This is a genomic window from Leucobacter fengyongliangi, assembly GCF_050971685.1.
Lineage (GTDB): Bacteria > Actinomycetota > Actinomycetes > Actinomycetales > Microbacteriaceae > Leucobacter.
Map to the genome: position 1 here is coordinate 24760 of NZ_JBPCEU010000018.1, position 16619 is coordinate 41378.

The window sequence follows — 16619 nt, forward strand, 5'->3', positions numbered from 1 at the left end:
GGCGGGCGAAGGTGCGCTCTCGCGAGTTAGTGACCGCGGTCGATCCACTCCTGCAGGTGGGGCTTCTCTGCGCCGATGGTCGTGGTGTCGCCGTGCCCGGTGTACACCACGGTGTCTTCGGGCAGGGTGAGCAGGCGATCGCGAATCGAGTCGATGATCGTCGGGAAGTCGCTGTACGAGCGCCCCGTTGCCCCCGGCCCACCCTGAAACAGGGTGTCGCCGGTGAAGACAGCACCCAGGGTGCTGGCCACGAAGCTGGTGGATCCGGGCGAGTGACCGGGGGTGTGTACCGCGACCAGCTCGATGCCGGCGACGGTGTACGTATCGCTCTCTGCGATTTCCCCATCGGGCGCGGTGTCGTGCACGGCGTCCCACAGCATCCGGTCGGAGGAATTCAGCAGCACCGGTGCACGCAGCAGCTGCCCGGTTTCGACCGCGGCCCGAATGTGGTCGTCGTGTCCGTGCGTCAGGAGGATCGCGCGCACGGTGCGACGGCCCACCGCGGTGGCGATGTCGTCGGGATCGTGCGCGGGGTCGATCACGATGACCTCGTCGTCGTTGCCCACGATCCACACGTTGTTGTCGACGTCCCAGGTGCCGCCGTCGAGCGAAAAGGTGCCGCTCGTGACCAGGCGTTCGATGCGCGCGCTCACAGCTCTACCACCGATCGCAGCACGGTGCCCGCGGCCATCTTGTCGAACGCGGCCTGCACATCGCCGAGCCCGATGCGCTCGGTCACGAAGCCGTCGAGATCGAGCCGACCCAGCTTGTACTGGTCGATGAGCATCGCAAAGTCGCGGCTGGGCAGGCAGTCGCCGTACCAGGAGGACTTCAGCGATCCACCGCGGCCAAACACGTCGAGCAGGGGCAACTCGAGGCGCATTTCGGGGGTGGGCACGCCGACGAGCACTACGCGCCCGGCGAGGTCGCGCGCGTAGAAGGCCTGCGTGTAGGTTTCAGGGCGACCAACGGCATCGATCACGACATCCGCACCGAAGCCACCGGTGAGGGCGCGAATCGCCTCAACTGCGTCTTCCGCGCGCGAGTTGACCGTGTGCGTGGCACCGAAGCGCTTCGCCTGCTCGAGCTTCGCGTCGTCGATGTCGACGGCGATGATGGTGGTGGCTCCGGCGAGCTGCGCGCCGGCGACCGCAGCGGTGCCGACTCCGCCGCAGCCGATCACGGCGACGGATTCGCCGCGCTGCACCTCACCTGTGTTGATCGCCGCACCAATACCGGCCATCACGCCGCACCCGAGCAGGCCAACCGCGGCCGCGTCGGACTCCTCGTCGATCTTGGTGCACTGCCCGGCAGCGACCAGTGTCTTCTCGATGAATGCGCCGATGCCGAGCGCCGCCGAAAGCTCGGTGCCGTCTTCAAGCGTCATCTTCTGGGTCGCGTTGTGCGTCGCGAAGCAGTACTGCGGCTGCCCCTTCGCGCAGGCGCGGCACTGCCCGCAGACGGCGCGCCAGTTCAGGATCACGCGATCCCCCACCGCGACCTCGCTCACGCCCTCGCCCACCGCGGCGACCCGACCGGTGGCCTCGTGGCCGAGCAGGAAGGGGAAGTCGTCGCTGATGCCACCCTGCACGTAATGCAGATCGGTGTGGCAGACACCGCTCGTGATGATGTCGACGACGGCCTCGCCCGGGCCCGGATCGGGCACGATCACGGTCTCGATGGTCGGTGCTGCGTTCTTTGCCCGCGCCACGACGCCCTGCACTCGATATGCCATGCGGTTCTCCCTCGACGGTGAAATATGTCGGGCCGTTGTGGCCCCCGACCAGGCTAACGCGTCTGGCCGGTGTCTCTCGCGATGTGAGACAGTGTCTGCATCCACCCGCGAAGCGAAGGAGTGACAGCATGGTCGAGTTAGTACTCGTGCGACACGCCAAATCAGACTGGGGTGACCCGGGTCTGCCCGACCACGAGCGGCCCCTGAACGCGCGGGGCGCGGCGAACGCTCCGGTGATGGCGCGGCGACTGACTGATACCGGCATCACAGTGGATCGCATCGTGTCGAGCACGGCGGTGCGTGCCCGCACCACCGCGGCGGCGTTTGGCGCGGCGCTCGGGTGCGAGGTCGAGCTCGAGCCGCACCTCTACGATTCCTCGGCAAACACGCTGCTCGAGGCGGCCGTCGCGGCGGGAACCGAAGCCCGTGCGCACACGATCATGCTCGTCGCCCACAACCCGGGCATCACCGACCTTGCGAGTCGCCTGTCCGCAGGTGGCATCGAGCACATGCCGACCTGCGCGGTGGCCCGCTTCGTGTGGGCCACCGACGACTGGCGCGAGGCAGTCACGCGCAGCCCCGATTCGTGGAGCCTCGACACGGTGCGCTGATCCACACCCTAGACATCAAAGCGATGCGCACTCACGATCTGGTGAGCGATTCCGACGCGACTACCCTAGAAGCGTGATCGACGAGACCGCGGAGAGCAGCACCCCGAACCCCGAGACCTTGCTCGGCGTGATGCTCGAGGATGCTGGCCGCCTCATGAATCAGGCATCCGGTGGCGCCTCGGCGTGCAGTTTCACCAAAGCGGGCATCTCGGTACCGTCGCTGAAGTACGCCGAGGGCCGGTGGGCGGCGCTCAGGGAACTGAGATCTCAGGGGGCGGATCGCGAGGCCGCCGAACGACTGGGCGCACAGTGGCGCGAGCAGCTCGCGGCGCTGGAAGCGCGCGAGGCCAGCCGAGACTGGCTCGCCTACCGCAGCGGCGGGGTTGACGCACTCGCCGAATTCGCGGAGCGCGCCGAGCCTTACTGACTACGCGAGCGGATCGACCCTCGCGGCCCCTAGATCAGCACATTGACATCGGGCAGGATCATGCCGCAGCCTCGTCGTCGAGGACTGAATTTGGTGCGTCCTCATCTTCAAGGTCGACAAGCAGGGAGTTTCGGCCCGCCTCTCCGTAGGTGGGCATGGGTCGATGCGCTGGCGGCGGCCCCTCACTCAGCAGCAGCCGAATGGCCACCTCTATCACGCTGCTTTGCGTCCGACCCTCATCGGCCGCACGCCGCTTCACTGCTTCCAACAGCGCATCGGGGAGATTCAGGGTGGTCTTCATACGTACTAAAATCCGCCCGGATATGAGCGTGTAGCTAGAAGATGAAATCCGCGCGATCAGAGATCCGCGCGCACGCCGAAGCTGCTCACCTAACCGTTCTTCCCAGAGGTCGGTGCCACCAGTCGATGTGGCCACTTTTGCGTCCATATGGAACAGAACACGCCATAACGGACATAAAAACGACTGCAAGTCCCCACCGGGAGGAGCAGAGTGGAACGCGCTATGCCTCGGGCGTGAAGCTCAGCGACAGCGAGTTCATGCAGTAGCGATCGCCGGTGGGCGTGCCGAAGCCATCGGGGAAGACGTGGCCCAGGTGGCCGCCGCAGCGGGCGCAGCGAACCTCGGTGCGCACCATGCCGAGCGAGTTGTCTTCCAGTAGTTCAACCGCGTCAGGCCGCACCGACTCGTAGAAGCTCGGCCAGCCGCAGTGCGAGTCAAACTTCGTGCCGCTGACGAAGAGTTCGTTGCCGCATCCGGCGCACGCATAGACGCCCGCGCGTTCCTCGTCGAGCAGCTCCCCCGTCCAGGCACGCTCCGTTCCGGCGCCGCGCAGGATCGCGTACTGCTCGTCGCCGAGCTCGGCGCGCCACTCTTCTTCGGTCTTTTCGACTTCATATGCCATACGTCCGATTCTAGGCGTTGTGCCTTGCGATGGGCTGGGTTTGTCACGCTGAATGACGCCTCGTGACGGCCCGAGCGCACCCGATCGACGCGCTGGAATAGGCTGAACCCATGACGGATCCGCGCTCACAATCGACGTATCAGGTGCGACTCGGATGGGGGGCGGATGCGCTCACCCGCCTTGCCGAGTCAGGCATCGTCGTGGTCATCGATGTGCTCGGCCCTGATGACGGGCTCGCCGCCGAACTCGCCGCGCAGGCCGCCGCGCTCCCGCACGAGCCAGCGGTCTTTCTTGGGTCGCTGCGCAACGCGACCGCGACCGCGAAGGCCATCGTCGACGAGCAGGTGGCGCGCGGCGGTCGCACCTCAATCAACCTGGTGCTCGCGGGCGACAACGGCGGCTTCTCGGTCGAAGATTTCCTCGCGGCGGGCGCGATCGGCGACGCGATTTCGGCGCTCGGCATCGATCACTCGGCACCAGACGTCGCGGTGGCCACCGAGGGATTCCGCCCGCTCACGCGGGCGCTCAAGCACCTGATATCGGCGAGCGCCGCGGGCATCGAACTCGCTCGGGCCGGTCGCGGTGACGAGGTCAAGTCGGCCGCGCAGCTCGATGCCGACACCGAGGCCACCCGCCTCGGTCGGTAGCGTGGTGGGCCCGGCCCCGGGCGTCCCGGGCCGGGCCCACCACGTCAGCCACTACCGCGCGACGACCTGACGCTTTGAGGAAATCACACCGGTGTCGAAACCGGCCAGGTGCAGTCCGCCGTGGAATCGTGCGTGCTCGACCTTCACGCAGCGATCCATGACCACCTCAAGCCCGGCAGCCTCGGCGATGGCCGCGGCCTCCTCGTTCCACGAGCCCAGCTGCAGCCACAGCGTCTTCGCGCCAACTTCGACGGCCTCGCGGGCGACACCCGGCAGATCCTCGTTTCGGCGAAAGACATCGACGATGTCGGGCACGACGGGCAGATCCGCCAACGACGCGTAGGCCTTATGGCCCAGGATCTCGGTGGCACGCGGGTTCACGAAGTAGACATCGTACGGCGCACTGGACAGCAGGTAGGTGGCGACGAAGTAGCTCGCGCGCGCCGGGTTATCAGATGCCCCGACAATCGCGATCGACTTCGCGCGCCGGAGAATGCCGAGGCGGGCCGCCGCGCTCGGGCTCTGCCAGGTGCGCTCCGCCTGCCCCTGGGGGGACGCGGGTGCCGCGGGTGTCGGCAGCGCGCAGGCATCGCCCTGGGCCGCCGAGGTGGGGATGGATGCGTCGCTCATCGCTGTACTCCTGTCGCGAGGGTGAGGGCCTGATCCAAATCCCACACGATGTCTTCCGGATCTTCGATGCCCACCGAGATCCTAATCAGGTCGGCGGGAACCCCCGCGGCGTCGAGCTGCTCGGGGGTGAGCTGCTGATGCGTCGTCGATCCCGGGTGGATCACGAGGGTGCGCGCGTCGCCGATGTTGGCCAGATGGCTCGCCAACTGCAGCGATTCGATGAGCTTCTCGCCGGTGGCGCGGGCCGCCTGCAGGCGCTCAGCCTCTGAGGCAAATTCACCCGAGGGGCGTACGCCGAACGCGAAGACCGAGCCAGGACCAAGCGGGAAGTATTTTTGCGCGCGCTCCTGGTGCGGGTGCCCGTCGAGACCTGCCCAGGTGACAAACGAGACGCGCGGGTCACTCGCCAGCCACTCGGCCACGATGCGCGCATTCGCGACGTGCGCATCGATCCGCTGCGGGAGCGTCTCGACCCCCATGAGCAGGTTGAACGCCGACTGCGGGCTGAGCGAGGGCCCGATGTCGCGCAACTGCTCGCTGCGGAGCTTGGTGAGAAAGCCGTACTCGCCGAAGTTCGCCCACCAGCTAATGCCGCCGTACGACTCGACGGGCTCGGTCATCGCCGGGAATTTACCGTTGCCCCAGTCGAAGGTGCCGGCTTCCACAACCACGCCGCCCAGCGTCGTGCCGTGGCCGCCCATGAACTTCGTCACCGAGTGGATCACGATATCGGCACCGTGCTCGATCGGACGCACCAGGTACGGGGTGGCGAGCGTCGAGTCGACGACGAGCGGAATGCCCGCCTCGTGCGCGACCTTCGACAGCCCCTCGAGGTCGGCGATCTCGCCGCCCGGGTTGCCAATCACCTCGACGTAGAGCACCTTGGTGTTGGCCCGAATCGCCTTCCGAAACTCTTCGGGATCGGAACTTGCCACAAAGGTGGTGTCGACGCCGAAACGGCGCAGCGTCACGTCGAGCTGCGTCACCGTGCCACCGTACAGCTGCGCCGAGGCGACAACGTGATCGCCGTGGCCGACGAGCGCGGCGAAGGTGATGAACTCGGCCGACATGCCGCTCGCCGTGGCCACCGCCCCGATGCCCCCCTCGAGTGACGCGATGCGTTCTTCGAGCGCGGCGACGGTGGGGTTTCCGATCCGCGAATAGATGTTGCCGTACTTTTGCAGCGCGAAGAGGTTGGCGGCGTCTTTCGCGCTGTCAAAGACGAACGAGGTCGTCTGGTAGATCGGCACGGCGCGCGCGCCGGTGGTCGCGTCGGGTGTTCCCCCCGCGTGGAGGGCTCGGGTACGGAACCCGAACTCGTGCTCGCTCATGTGGTCTCCTTCTCGCGGACCTGGCGCACGGCTTCGCGCACGCCTTCGACGGCCCAGGGGTTTTGCAGGCTGGTGGTATCGCCGAGCGTATCTCCTTGCCACAGCTGCGCAAGCAGCCGGCGCAGGATCTTGCCCGATCTGGTCTTGGGAAGCTCAGGCACGCGCACGATGATCTTGGGCTTGGCGATCGCCCCGATGTCACGCGTGACCTGGGCGCGCAGTTCGTCGAAGCCGACCGGCTCCGCGGCCCCGTCGACGACGAAGGCCGCGACGGCCTGGCCGGTGATCGCATCGAATACGCCGGTCACGCCGGCCTCCCCGACGGCCGGGTGCGCGACAAGCGACGACTCGATCTCGATCGTGGAGAGGCGGTGCCCCGAGACGTTCACCACATCGTCGAGACGGCCGAGGATCCAGATATATCCATCTGCGTCGACCGTCGCGCCGTCACCCGCAATGTAGTACGCGCCGTGTTCGCCGTGCCCCGCGAAGGGAGCCCAGTACGAATCACGGTAGCGTTCCGGGTTGCCCCAGACCGTGCGGGCCATGCCCGGCCAGGGCCGGCGGGCGACCAGCGTGCCTGACCTGCCGGGGGCGACCGGAGTGCCGTGCTCGTCGACGACCGCCACATCAATCCCGGGAAGCGAGACGGTCGCGGAGCCGGGCTTCAGCGTGGTCACGCCCGGGAGCGGAGCGATCATCGCCGCGCCGGTCTCCGACTGCCACCAGGTGTCGACCACGGGGGTCTCGTCGCGCCCGAAGTTGCGGCGAAACCACACCCACGCCTCGGGGTTGATCGCCTCACCGACGGTGCCGAGGAGGCGAATCGACGAGAGATCGTGGCCGGCGGGCAGGTCGTCGCCAAACCAGGTCATGAAGGAACGGATCAGCGTGGGGGCCGTGTAGTAGACGGTCACCCCGTAACGCTCGATGATGTCGAGGTGCCGCGTGCGGTCCGGAGTATCCGGGGTGCCCTCAAAGATCACCTGCGTCAAGCCGTTCGAGAGGGGACCATAAATCTCGTAGGTGTGGGCCGTGACCCACGCGAGATCGGCGGTGCACCAGTGCACATCGTCGGGCTTCGCGTCGAAGTGTGCCCAGTGTGCCCAGCTCGCGTGAGTGAGGTACCCGCCCGACGTGTGCACGAGGCCCTTGGGCTTCCCCGTCGTGCCTGAGGTGTAGATGATGAAGAGGGGATGCTCGGAATCAAAAGCTTGTGGATCGTGCGCGTCGGGCTGGGTGTCGATCGCGTCGTGCCACCAGACGTCCCGTCCTTCGGTCCACGGCACGTCTTGACCGGTGCGGCGCACGACGAGCACGTGCTCGAGGTCTGGGAGGCCGTCTGCTGCGACATCGGCCGCAGACTTCACCTCCACCTGTGTCCCGCGGCGGTTCTGCCCATCGGTCGTGACGAGGAGTTTGGCGCGGGTGTCTTCGAGCCGAAAGCGCACCGCCTCGGCCGAGAACCCGCCAAAGACGAGCGAGTGCACCGCGCCGATTCGCGCGCACGCCAGGGCGATCACGACGGTCTCGACGAGCACCGGGAGATACACAACGACGCGGTCGCCGGGCACGATGCCGAGTGCCGTGAGCCCGTTCGCGGCGCGCGCGACGCGGCGCTGCAGCTCGGCGTATGACACGGCGAACCGGTCGCCGGGTTCTCCCTCGAAGAAGAGGGCCACCTTGTCGCCGCGCCCCGCGTCGACGTGCCGGTCGACGCAGTTGACGGCAACGTTCAGCGTGCCGCCGGCAAACCAGGTTGCCTCGGGAACGCTAAGCTCGCCCTCGCCCTGCACGGGCGGCGCCCAGGTGTGCGCGGTGTGCCAGGGTTCGACCCAGTCGAGGCGGGCGGCGGCGCGTTCCCAGAACGCAACAGGGTCAGCGTTCGCGGCCTCGTAGATCGACGCGTCGACGTTTGCCTGGGCGGCGAACTCGGCGGGCGGGGGAAACGAGCGGGTTTCCGCCAGGCGCACTTCGCTTGTCACATCCACCGTTTCAGCACCGCCTTTTCAAAGAGCACCAGGATCGCGTTGGTGATCGTGCCCAGGAGCGCCAGGAGCACGATAGCGAGCAGGATCCGATCGACGCGACCGGTCTGCTGCGAGTCGTTGAGCATCCAGCCCAGTCCCATCGAGGCACCGAGCAACTCGGCGGCGACGAGGAACAGCCACGCCTGGGCGAGCGCGAGACGCAGGCCCGAGACCACCGACGGCACGACGGCCGGTAATTGCACCGTGCGGAACAGCGACCACCCGCGCAGCCCAAACGTTCGACCCGCCTCGACGAGTTGCGGGTTCACGTGGCGCAGGGCGTCGGCGACGGTGGTGTACACCGGGAAAAACGCGCCGATCGCGATGAGGGTCACCTTCGATTCCTCGCCGACCTGCAACCACAGAATGAGCAACGGCACCCACGCGAGGGAGGGCACGGCACGGATCGCAACGAGCGTCGGGGCGAGCAGCACGGCACCCGCGCGCGACAGCCCGACGATCGCGGCGAAGGCGAGAGCGATGGCCGAACCGACCGCGAAACCGATGAAGACGCGCTGCACCGAGATCGCGATGTTGAGCCACAGCTCCCCACGCTGCACGAGTTCGGCACCAGCCTCGACGACTGACCAGGGCGCGGGGAGCCGGTAGGGCGGCACGATCCCCGTGGAGGTCACATACTGCCATGCCGCGATGATGATGAAGGGAACCGCGAAACCCCCTGCGATCCGCACCCACGTACGCGACCACAGGGGCGTGCGCAACAGCGCCGCCCCTGTGGTCGTGGTCACACCTTCGGTCATTCGGTTGCCTTGAGCGCGAACTGGTCGAAGACGATGGTGTCGATGGCTTCGTCAAGGGCTTCCTGGCCACCCTGAACATCGCCCGACTCGGCGATGATCGGCGCGATGGTCTTGAGCACCTTGATCTGCGCGTCACCGGGCACGCCCGATACGTCGAGGTTCGACCGCTCGGTGATCACGGTCTTTGCGACCTCGATATCGATTGACGCGGCATCGGCGAGCAGCTGAGCCGTCTCTTCTGGGTTCTCGAGTGCCCAGATCCGAGCTTCCTCGTAGGCATCGACAACAACCTGCGCGATGTCGGCGTGATCGGTGATGAATTCCTCGGTCGCGTTCAGAAACCCGTAGGTGTTGAAGTCAACGTTGCGGTAGATGAGCTTGGCACCCGACTCCACCTCGGCGGCGGCCATGATCGGGTCGAGACCCGCCCACGCCTGCACCGAACCGCCGTCGAGCAGCGACCGGCCGTCGGCATGCTGCACGTTCTGCACCTCAACGTCGTCGACGCTGAGTCCAGCTTCCTGGAGCGACTGAAGCAAGAAGAAGTACGGATCGGTGCCCTTGGTCGCGGCGACTGAGGTGCCGGCGAGCTGCGCAACATCGGTGATCTCGCTGTCGGCTCCGACCACGATGGCCGACCACTCGGGCTGCGAGTAGATGTCGATCACCTGAATGGGCGAACCGTTAGCGCGGGCGAAGAGGGCGGCGGATCCCGCGGTCGATCCCACATCGATCGAGCCTGAGCGCAGCAGCTCGTTGGCCTTATTACTGCCGGCTGACTGAATCCACTCGACCTCGACCGACTCACCGAGGGCTTCCTCGATGAGACCCTGGTCCTTGACGACCAGGCTGAGTGGGTTGTACGTTGCCCAGTCGATCGAGAGCGTGTTCGACGACCACTCGGAGCCCTCGACGGGTTCGGTGGTCGTGCTGCCCTCGCCCTGCACGCAGCCGGCCATGGTCAGCGCCATGACTCCTGCGACGACGGTCGCGCGGATAATTCGGCGGGTGAAGGTACTCATGGGTTCTCCTTTGTTGTGGTCTTGTGCACGCCCAGCCCGCCAAGCAGGCCGGTGCGGAGGTCGGTGAAGGCGCGCGCGCCGCGATCGCGCGGGCGGCTGCCGGGAACCGACACGAGGCGGGCGATCGAGCTATTCGTGGCCGGGGTGTCGACCTCTGCTTCGGGTAGTAGCTCCGAGGCTCGTGCGGATCCGAGCGCGCCGATACCCGAAGATGAGCCGAGCGCGACGACCTTCGCACGGGGACGCTCGGGCTGGGCATCCGTGACGAGCAGGTTGCGCAGCAGGAGCACGTGATCGGCGAGGTAGAGCGCTTCCTCCACGTCGTGCGTCACGAGCACGATGGTGGTGGGCTGCGCACGGTGGATGTCGAGCAGCAGGTCGTGCATCTTTAGCCGCGTGAGGGCGTCAAGCGCACCGAACGGCTCGTCGAGCAGCAACACGCGTGGGTTGCGCGCAAGCGCGCGTGCCAGCGAGGCGCGTTGCGCCATGCCGCCGGAAACTTCGCTGGGACGTTGGTCGGCGGCGTGGCTGAGCCCCACGAGTTCGAGCAGCTCGGCGACCCGCTGTTTGGCGTCGCGCCCCCGGGTGCCGCGCGGAAGCCCGATAGCGACGTTCTGCGCGATCGTGCGCCACGGCAGCAGGCGCGGTTCCTGAAACGCGATCGCGGTGGAGTCGTCGTGCGCACGCACCAACTCGTCGTCAAGCGTGATCGCCCCGGCCGTTGGCGAGTCGAGCCCGCCGATGAGACGCAGGAGGGTCGACTTGCCGCATCCCGACGGTCCGACCACCGCGATAATCTCACCCGCGGTTACGTCGAGGGTCAGGTCACGCAGCACGGTGCGCGCGCCTTCCTTGGTGGGGAAGGTGCGCTCAACCCCAGCGATGTGCACGCGGCCCGCGGGCGCGGTCGCGACGTTCTCTCGGTGTTCGGGCATGAGAACTAATCTGCCGGGCATTGCCCGCATCACAAAAACCACCCGTAACACAGCGAAGTATTTCGCCAGTGGATCCTGGCGAAGCGAATACGGGAGGCACCCCGTGGCGCCCGGTTATGCCAGCCTTACCTTGCTTGTGGCGGGGCCCCGACCGGAGCATTATGAGCATATGAGCAATGAGCAATCTGAGATCGAGGCCGCGATCCACCATCTGCACGAATCGCATGCCGACGACAAAGTGGGGCAACGGCTGAATTGGCTGCGCGCCGGGGTGCTCGGCGCCAACGACGGCATCGTGTCGGTGGCGGGTGTGGTGGTGGGTGTGGCCGCTGCTACCCCGGGCAACATCGTCGCGATCGCCACCGCGGGTATCGCAGCCCTGGTCGCGGGTGCGTTCTCGATGGCCGGTGGCGAGTACGTGTCGGTGAGCACTCAGCGCGACACCGAGAAGGCGATGATTACCCAAGAGATACGCGAACTCAAGGAACAGCCCGCCGCTGAACTCGCCGAACTCACCGGCATGTACCGGAAGCGGGGCCTGTCGGCGGGGCTCGCCCGGCAGGTCGCGGTCGAGCTCACCGCGCGTGATGCCCTCGCGGCTCACGCCGAGGTTGAGCTCGGGATCGACCCCGAAGAACTCACGAGCCCGTGGGTCGCCGCGCTGTCGTCGTTCGTGGCGTTCACCGTCGGTGCGCTCATTCCGCTCGCCATGATCCTGTTGCCCTTCGGCAATGCCGTTGTGCTCACCGCAGCTTCGGTGGTCATCGGGCTCTTCCTGACGGGCCTGATCAGCGCGAAACTCGGCAAAGCTCCCGTACTCCCCGCCATTTTGCGCAACGTCGTGATGGGTTCGGCCACGATGCTCGCGACGTACCTGATCGGCCTCGCCTTCGGTGTCGCCCTTGGCTAATGCCGCGCGGCTGACGGACCACCCCTGCCCGCTGCATCGCCAGGGAGATCAGTTGGGTGCGAGTTGCTGGGCGAACCAGGTCAGCAGAGGGATACCGAGCGCAAGGTTGATGGGGAAGGTGATACCGATGCTGGCCGTGAGCGAGAGCGCAAGGTTGGCATCGGGGAGGGCGATGCGCACCGCGGCGGGCGCGGCGATGTAGGACGCGCTGGCACAGAGGACTCCGAAGATGGCGGCTCCCCCGATACCCATGCCGATGAGCGATCCGGTCGCGACACCGAGCCCGCCCGCTGCGAGGGGGAAGAGCACGGCGAAGACGACGAGGCCCCACCCTCCGTCGCGAATGGTGCCGAGCCGGTGCCCAACTTCAAGCCCCAGGGCGAGGAGGAAGAGCACGAGCACCCCTCGAAAGCCGTCGGTAAAGACCGGGGCGATCGGTGCGTATCCCGTGGGCCCGGCGATCATGCCGATGGCGAGCCCGCCAACCAGGAGCAGGACGGACTTGCCCGTGAGTACCTCGTGGAAGGTCGCGCCCCATCCGACGGTCTTGGCGAGGTGGCGCCGAGCAAGGAGGATGCCAACCAGGATGCCGGGGATCTCAAGGACGGCGAGCAGAGTCGCCGCGTAGCCGGGAACAGCAATGGTGGCACTCTCCAGAAACACCAGCGCTGCGGTGAAGGTGACGAGCGAAGTGGAACCATAATGGGCGGCGATCGCACCCCTGTCTACTCGATTCAACTGGGTCATGAGCCGCAAGGCACCATAGGCGGCAGCAGGGATCACGATCCCCAGGGCGAGGGCCGCGGCGACGGGTCCAATGACCGAGGCGGCGGTCTCGCCGCGCAGCGCAACGCCACCCTTAAGTCCGATCGCCAGCAACAGATAGAGCGACAGCGCGCGCATCAAGGCATCAGGAACGCGAAGATCTGACTTTACGGTGGCCGCAAGCACACCGAGGGCGAATGCCAGCACGGGCGGAGAGAGCAGATTGGTGAGCGCAGAGTCGAGCATGATCCCCCATCAAAACATGAAGCAGACTTCCATCATCGAGAACAATACATGAAAGAAGCTTCACTCGTTCAACCGCCGCGACGCTGTGAGTGAGAGGATGAGGGGCATGGCAGAGTGGACATTTCTCACACATCACGCGCACGTGCTGTTGTCGGTTGCGGCGAACAACGACGCCAGCGTTCGCGATATCGCGGAGGAGGTCGGGATCTCCACCCGCTCAGCCGTGACGATCCTCAACGACCTTGAGCACGCGGGATACCTTGAACGCGAGAAGCGCGGCCGCCGCAACCATTACGTACTTCACCCAGATCGGCCGCTCCGGCATCCCGCCAATGCCGCGCACACCGTAGACGACCTGATCCGCGCCCTTCTCGACATTGGCTGAGCGTGCGCGTGCGCGACTCGGCCGCGCCGCTTGACATGAAGCACACTTCTCCTGTTAGATGTGTCGAGAAGGGGAGTAATCCTCGCTCCGCATCGTCAATACGGTCCCGTGGTGGGATCCGGCGCGAAGGGCCCGACGGCTGATGAGACCTTCACGATTCTCGTGGAGGTTGTTGTTATGTCTGTGCCACTTTGGGCTTGGTTTGCCGTACTGGGTGTGATTTTGGTGATGCTCGCCGTCGATCTGGTCGCACATCGCAAGGCGCATGTGATCGGGGTGCGCGAGGCCGCCGTCTGGTCCATCATCTGGGTCACTCTTGGTCTCGCATTCGGCATGCTCGTCTGGACTGTGTGGGGGGCGGAGTTCGGCCAGCAATACTTCGCCGGGTACCTGATCGAGAAGTCTCTCGCGGTAGACAATGTGTTCGTCTGGGCGATTATCTTCGCCGCGTTCGCCGTTCCCCGGGAGTATCAGCACCGGGTGCTCTTCCTCGGTGTCTTGGGCGCCCTCGTGTTTCGGGGCATCTTCATTGCCGCCGGGGCAGCACTGATTGAGAACTTCTCCTGGATCCTCTACGTGTTCGCTGCCTTCCTGATTTACACCGGGTGGAGGATGTTCCGCTCCCGCAACGAACACGCGCACCCAGAGAAGTCCCCGATCCTCAAGGTGTTTCGTCGGTTCGTCCCCATGACCGACGCGTACCACGGTCAAAAGTTCCTGGTGCGCAAGGCCGGGGTCGTGCTGGCCACGCCGCTCCTGGCGGTGCTGGTGCTCGTCGAGACCACCGACATCATCTTCGCGGTCGACTCAATCCCGGCCATCTTCGCCGTCACCAGCGAACCCTTCTTGGTCTTCACGGCGAACGCCTTTGCGATCCTCGGACTGCGTGCGATGTATTTCCTCCTCGCCGACCTCATGCACCGGTTCATCTACCTCAAGGTCGGACTCGCGTTCGTTCTGATCTGGCTCGGGATCAAGATGCTCCTGCTCGATGTCTTGTACATCCCCACCCCGATCAGCCTTGCCGTTGTCGCCATCATCATCACCGCGTCGGTCGCCGCAAGCCTCCGCGCAACGCGCGGGCAGAGTCGACACGATGTGGAGACCCCCGCAGCTGGCGCCTTTCGGGTTGCCACCGAGGCAGAACTCGAGGCGACTGAGCCGCTCCTCCGGCGCCGCACCAGGGCTTCTGGGAGGGGAGATTCAGCTCGCCCTGAAGCCGACGGAGCTACACGGAACAGCGAACTCCCGGCTTCGCGTTCATCTGGGCAATCTGCCGGGTCTGACTAGATCAGAACTCCTCGTAGGTCGCCGGATCCTGATTGGCCATGCGGCCATCGGGGCGGCCCAGCGCGGTGATCGCCGCAATCTCGGTCGGGTCGAGCACGAGGCTGGCGGCCGCAAGGTTCTCGACCTGCCGGGCTTGCGACGCCGCCTTCGGAATCGGGATCACGCCGCGGGCGACCGCCCAGGCGAGCACGACCTGGCCGGGGCCCACCCCGTGCGCGTCGGCGATCCGCCCGATCACCGGGTCGTTGAGCATCTCGTTGCCGCGCCCGAGCGGGCTCCACGCCTCCGTGATGATGCCGTGCTGCGCATGGTAGGCGACGGCCTCCTGCTGCGGAAAGTACGGGTGCACCTCGATCTGGTTCACCTCGGGCACCACCCCGGTCTCCTCGCGGAGGCGTTCGAGGTGTTCGGGCAGGAAGTTGCTGACCCCGATCGCGCGAACGAGCCCCTGCTCTTTGGCCGCGATGAGCGCGCGCCACGCGTCAACGTACAGCCCCTGCACGGGGTTCGGCCAGTGGATCAGATACAGATCGATGTGGTCGAGCCCGGTGCGGTACACGCTCTCCTCGATCGCGACCTTCGCGCGATGCGGCGCGTGATGGTGGCCGGGCAGCTTCGAGGTCACGATGATCTGCTCGCGCGGCACTCTGTCAAGTGTCGGGTTTGGTAGAGGGTTCTTTTATCGGGTTTCGAGTAGAACGGGTTGGGGATTCGCCGCCCAGTAAGCGGCTTCGTGCTCTGCCGGTGGGACGTGGCCGAGTTCGCCGTGGAGGCGGCGTTCGTTGTACCAGTCCACCCATTCGGCGGTCGCGATCTCGACGTCGTTGATTGATGTCCAGGGGCCGCGGTTGCGAATCAGTTCGGCTTTGTAGAGTGAGTTCAGCGCCTCGGCCATGGCATTGTCATACGAGTCGCCCTTGGAACCCACCGAGGCGACCGCGTCGCACTCGTCAAGGCGTTCAGCGTAGCGAATCGCACGATATTGCACGCCTCTGTCACTGTGATGGGTAAGACCAGTGAGGTCCTGGCCGGAGTGCTCGCGCCGCCAGATCCCCCTACTCAGCGCATCGAGTGCGAGATCAGTGTAGAGCCTGGTCGAGACCTGCCAACCGACGATCATGCGCGAGTACACATCGAGCACGAACGCGACGTACACCCACCCGGAGAACGTGCGCACATAGGTCAAATCCGCGACCCATAGCTCGTTCGGGTGTGATGCCACGAACTGCCGCTGCACCAAGTCCGTGGGTCGGTCGGTCTCGGGTGCAGGCTTCGTTGTCTTCGGGCCCTTCGCCCGCGCGATGCCCCGCAAACCGAGTTGCCGCATGAGCCGGCGCACGGTCGACTCTGCAACGCGCCGTCCCTCACGTCGGAGCTCCGCATGAATTTTCCGCACCCCGTATACGCCGTAGTTTGCCTCGTGGATCCGGACGATCGCGGCGCACAATTCCTCATCACGAACCGCTCGTGCGCAGAGCGGACGTGACTTCGCAGCGTAGTAGCTGGACGGGGCAATCTGCGCGGGAGTGTCTTCCAGTGCGCGGCAGATTGGCTCGACCCCGAACTCGGCGTGATGCGCGTCGATGTAGGCCACTTTCTCGGTCATCGTGACGGGCGGCCTGGCTCCGCCGCAAAGAAAGCCGAGGCGCTCTTGAGGATCTGGTTCGCGCGCTTCAACTCACGAACCTCACGTTCGAGCTCCGCGATCCGAGCAGCCTCGCTCGTGGTGATGGCAGGGCGTGTGCCGCCGTCGACCTCGGCCTGGCTCAGCCAGCCGCGCAGAGTGTCTGGGTTGATCCCGAGTTGCTTGGCGGTCCTCGTGGGCACCCCATAAGGGGAGTCAGAGTTCTGTTGCGCTTCGCGAACGAGGCGTACTGCGCGCTCGCGGAGCTCGGCGGGGTATTGCTTGGGCATGAGGGGTAGGTTTCCTTCCGGGAATCTCTACCCTCCATCAAACACGACACGATTCAC

The 16619-nt window shown here is 66.0% G+C and carries 19 protein-coding genes and 1 other annotated feature; of the genes, 6 read left to right on the forward strand and 13 right to left on the reverse strand.

Annotated features, from left to right (window positions below):
• Window positions 1-26 precede the first annotated feature (26 nt).
• Together ACR0R4_RS12275 and ACR0R4_RS12280 are read right to left on the reverse strand one after the other, a co-directional pair.
• A complete protein-coding gene (locus ACR0R4_RS12275) occupies window positions 27-653 on the reverse strand; it encodes an MBL fold metallo-hydrolase (protein ID WP_433647722.1) in 627 nt (208 codons plus the stop codon).
• On the reverse strand, window positions 650-1735 hold the full coding sequence (locus ACR0R4_RS12280; protein WP_433647723.1) for an S-(hydroxymethyl)mycothiol dehydrogenase: 1086 nt from the start codon (window positions 1733-1735) through the stop codon (window positions 650-652). Before ACR0R4_RS12280 ends, ACR0R4_RS12275 begins: the two co-directional genes overlap by 4 nt.
• 128 nt (window positions 1736-1863) lie before the next feature.
• On the opposite strand from ACR0R4_RS12280, the gene ACR0R4_RS12285 reads away from it, so the two are divergent.
• Window positions 1864-2346, forward strand: coding sequence for a SixA phosphatase family protein (locus ACR0R4_RS12285; RefSeq protein ID WP_433647724.1), 483 nt, complete (start codon window positions 1864-1866; stop codon window positions 2344-2346).
• 73 nt (window positions 2347-2419) lie between these two features.
• Window positions 2420-2773 (forward strand): hypothetical protein, encoded by a 354-nt coding sequence (locus tag ACR0R4_RS12290; protein ID WP_433647725.1) that lies wholly within the window; start codon window positions 2420-2422, stop codon window positions 2771-2773.
• A gap of 58 nt (window positions 2774-2831) precedes the next feature.
• On the opposite strand, the gene ACR0R4_RS12295 is transcribed toward ACR0R4_RS12290, so the two are convergent.
• Both ACR0R4_RS12295 and msrB read right to left on the reverse strand, forming a co-directional pair.
• Window positions 2832-3074: a ribbon-helix-helix domain-containing protein gene (locus ACR0R4_RS12295; RefSeq protein ID WP_433647726.1), complete on the reverse strand. Its 243-nt coding sequence runs from the start codon at window positions 3072-3074 to the stop codon at window positions 2832-2834.
• A 220-nt stretch (window positions 3075-3294) separates the two neighbouring features.
• A complete protein-coding gene (gene msrB, locus ACR0R4_RS12300) occupies window positions 3295-3696 on the reverse strand; it encodes a peptide-methionine (R)-S-oxide reductase MsrB (protein ID WP_433647727.1) in 402 nt (133 codons plus the stop codon).
• Window positions 3697-3806: 110 nt separating this feature from the next.
• Here msrB and ACR0R4_RS12305 point away from each other — a divergent pair, with 110 nt between their 5' ends.
• Window positions 3807-4343, forward strand: coding sequence for a 2-phosphosulfolactate phosphatase (locus tag ACR0R4_RS12305; RefSeq protein WP_433647728.1), 537 nt, complete (start codon window positions 3807-3809; stop codon window positions 4341-4343).
• Window positions 4344-4394: 51 nt separating this feature from the next.
• On the opposite strand, the gene ACR0R4_RS12310 is transcribed toward ACR0R4_RS12305, so the two are convergent.
• From ACR0R4_RS12310 to ACR0R4_RS12335, 6 genes are read right to left on the reverse strand one after another with little or no spacing between them, the layout of a single operon-like run.
• Window positions 4395-4973: a CoA-binding protein gene (locus ACR0R4_RS12310; RefSeq protein ID WP_433647729.1), complete on the reverse strand. Its 579-nt coding sequence runs from the start codon at window positions 4971-4973 to the stop codon at window positions 4395-4397.
• A complete protein-coding gene (locus ACR0R4_RS12315; RefSeq protein ID WP_433647730.1) occupies window positions 4970-6304 on the reverse strand; it encodes an O-acetylhomoserine aminocarboxypropyltransferase/cysteine synthase family protein in 1335 nt (444 codons plus the stop codon). Before ACR0R4_RS12315 ends, ACR0R4_RS12310 begins: the two co-directional genes overlap by 4 nt.
• Window positions 6301-8295, reverse strand: a complete 1995-nt coding sequence (acs, locus tag ACR0R4_RS12320; protein ID WP_433647731.1) for an acetate--CoA ligase — start codon at window positions 8293-8295, stop codon at window positions 6301-6303. Before acs ends, ACR0R4_RS12315 begins: the two co-directional genes overlap by 4 nt.
• Complete coding sequence (locus ACR0R4_RS12325) at window positions 8286-9095, reverse strand: ABC transporter permease (RefSeq protein WP_433647733.1); 810 nt, start codon at window positions 9093-9095, stop codon at window positions 8286-8288. The genes acs and ACR0R4_RS12325 overlap by 10 nt, the downstream gene beginning before the upstream one ends.
• On the reverse strand, window positions 9092-10117 hold the full coding sequence (locus ACR0R4_RS12330) for an aliphatic sulfonate ABC transporter substrate-binding protein (protein ID WP_433647734.1): 1026 nt from the start codon (window positions 10115-10117) through the stop codon (window positions 9092-9094). Before ACR0R4_RS12330 ends, ACR0R4_RS12325 begins: the two co-directional genes overlap by 4 nt.
• Window positions 10114-11052 carry an ABC transporter ATP-binding protein gene (locus ACR0R4_RS12335; protein ID WP_433647736.1) on the reverse strand — a complete coding sequence of 313 codons (939 nt, stop codon included), beginning with the start codon at window positions 11050-11052 and terminating at the stop codon, window positions 10114-10116. Before ACR0R4_RS12335 ends, ACR0R4_RS12330 begins: the two co-directional genes overlap by 4 nt.
• Window positions 11053-11221: 169 nt before the next feature.
• On the opposite strand from ACR0R4_RS12335, the gene ACR0R4_RS12340 reads away from it, so the two are divergent.
• Complete coding sequence (locus ACR0R4_RS12340; RefSeq protein WP_433647737.1) at window positions 11222-11962, forward strand: VIT1/CCC1 transporter family protein; 741 nt, start codon at window positions 11222-11224, stop codon at window positions 11960-11962.
• Window positions 11963-12010: 48 nt separating this feature from the next.
• Here the strand turns inward: ACR0R4_RS12340 and ACR0R4_RS12345 are convergent, their stop codons facing one another.
• Window positions 12011-12973 carry a sodium-dependent bicarbonate transport family permease gene (locus ACR0R4_RS12345; protein ID WP_433647738.1) on the reverse strand — a complete coding sequence of 321 codons (963 nt, stop codon included), beginning with the start codon at window positions 12971-12973 and terminating at the stop codon, window positions 12011-12013.
• A gap of 106 nt (window positions 12974-13079) precedes the next feature.
• On the opposite strand from ACR0R4_RS12345, the gene ACR0R4_RS12350 reads away from it, so the two are divergent.
• On the forward strand, window positions 13080-13358 hold the full coding sequence (locus ACR0R4_RS12350; protein ID WP_433647739.1) for a helix-turn-helix transcriptional regulator: 279 nt from the start codon (window positions 13080-13082) through the stop codon (window positions 13356-13358).
• A 177-nt stretch (window positions 13359-13535) separates the two neighbouring features.
• Window positions 13536-14648 carry a TerC family protein gene (locus tag ACR0R4_RS12355; protein ID WP_433647740.1) on the forward strand — a complete coding sequence of 371 codons (1113 nt, stop codon included), beginning with the start codon at window positions 13536-13538 and terminating at the stop codon, window positions 14646-14648.
• A 1-nt stretch (window position 14649) separates the two neighbouring features.
• Here the strand turns inward: ACR0R4_RS12355 and ACR0R4_RS12360 are convergent, their stop codons facing one another.
• Window positions 14650-15294: an aldo/keto reductase gene (locus ACR0R4_RS12360; protein ID WP_433647741.1), complete on the reverse strand. Its 645-nt coding sequence runs from the start codon at window positions 15292-15294 to the stop codon at window positions 14650-14652.
• Window positions 15295-15327: 33 nt separating this feature from the next.
• Window positions 15328-16562 (reverse strand): IS3 family transposase gene (locus ACR0R4_RS12365; protein ID WP_433646411.1). Its coding sequence is split into 2 segments (ribosomal slippage): window positions 15328-16280 and window positions 16280-16562, totalling 1236 coding nucleotides; the frame shifts between segments, so codons are not numbered across the junction.
• Window positions 16156-16290: a sequence feature (AL1L pseudoknot), on the reverse strand. Its footprint overlaps the gene before it by 135 nt.
• Window positions 16563-16619: the final 57 nt, after the last annotated feature.